The sequence below is a fragment of the Paenibacillus whitsoniae genome, assembly GCF_003955665.1.
GTDB classification, from domain to species: domain Bacteria; phylum Bacillota; class Bacilli; order Paenibacillales; family NBRC-103111; genus Paenibacillus_E; species Paenibacillus_E whitsoniae.
In genome coordinates this window covers 1-1,186 of record NZ_RXHU01000137.1, presented here as the reverse complement: position 1 = coordinate 1,186, position 1,186 = coordinate 1, and the positions used below count along the sequence as shown (strand labels likewise).

Here is a 1,186-nt window from a genome sequence, read left to right as displayed (position 1 = left end):
TTCTGTCAAGAAAGTAGACACTACTTTAGTTAAGCTACGCTCTGGTAGTATAACTTTTCGAAGCGTACTGGCGACATGTAGCCTATCGTGCTGTTAGATCGTTTCCGGTTGTAAAAAAACTCAATGTACTGGAACAACTTTTCCTGTGCTTCTTGTTTCGTCTTAAATTTGGGTTTGCTGTAGATACACTCACGTTTTAGGATGCTGTGAAAGGCCTCAATACAAGCATTGTCATAGCAGTTGCCCTTACGACTCATGCTCGGCTTCATCTGATAGCTTTCTAACTGCTCGCGGTATTCCTTTGAGGCATACTGTGAGCCGCGATCAGAATGATGGATGAGACCTTTTCCGGGCTTCTTGGAGTCGTACGCCTGGTCTAACGCTTCCATCACCAAGTCAGTCGTCATTCGTCCGCTTAGTTTCCACCCAACAATTTCTTTCGTGTACAGGTCTAAGATGCTGGCTAGGTAGAGCTTTCCTTGGCAGCAGGGGATGTAGGTAATATCAGCTACCCACTTTTCGTTTGGCTTTGTTGCTTTAAAATCTTGCTCAAGAACATTGGGAGCAATAGGCTGATCGTGATTAGAATCTGTCGTCGTGACTCTGAACTTCCGTGCCATACATGAGCGCAACCCTTGTTCGCGCATAATGAGACCAACCGTACGTTCCGCTACGGTCCAGCCTTCCTTTAGAAGCTCCTTGTGTATTCTCGGGCTCCCATAGGTTTCATCGGAGTCGTAGTAATGCCATATAATGCGTTTAGTTAGTTTCTCTTTACGCTTGGCACGCTCAGAAACATCAGCCGATTTCCACTTGTAATAGCCGCTCCTGGACACTTTTAACACGTTACACATCTTCTCCAATCGAAACTCGGAGCGATGATCTTCGATGAACTGGAACCTTAGTTCCTTTCTTTGCTGAAGATGTGCAGCGCCTTTTTTAGAATGGCGAGTTCCTCTTGGAGATCTTGATTCACACGTTCTTTCTCCTGATTTTCCAGGTCCTTCTCACGTAACTGTTGCTCCAGTTGACGCACTCTTTCCGGTGTGGCCAAAGACTCCGTCTGTAATTCATCGCGGTATTCTGCCTTCCAGTTATGCAGAACGCCTGCAGATATCCCGAGTTCTTCGGCCAACTGCGGCATTGATTTACCTTGCTCTAAAATGTACTTTACCGTCTGCTTCTT

The 1,186-nt window shown here is 46.0% G+C and carries 2 protein-coding genes; both read right to left on the bottom strand.

Annotated features, from left to right (window positions below):
• Positions 1-29 precede the first annotated feature (29 nt).
• Positions 30-890, bottom strand: a complete 861-nt coding sequence (locus EJQ19_RS31005) for an IS3 family transposase (RefSeq protein WP_241243166.1) — start codon at positions 888-890, stop codon at positions 30-32.
• Positions 891-901: 11 nt separating this feature from the next.
• A partial coding sequence (locus EJQ19_RS31000) for a transposase (RefSeq protein ID WP_126145076.1) occupies positions 902-1,186 on the bottom strand: 285 nt, incomplete at its 5' end.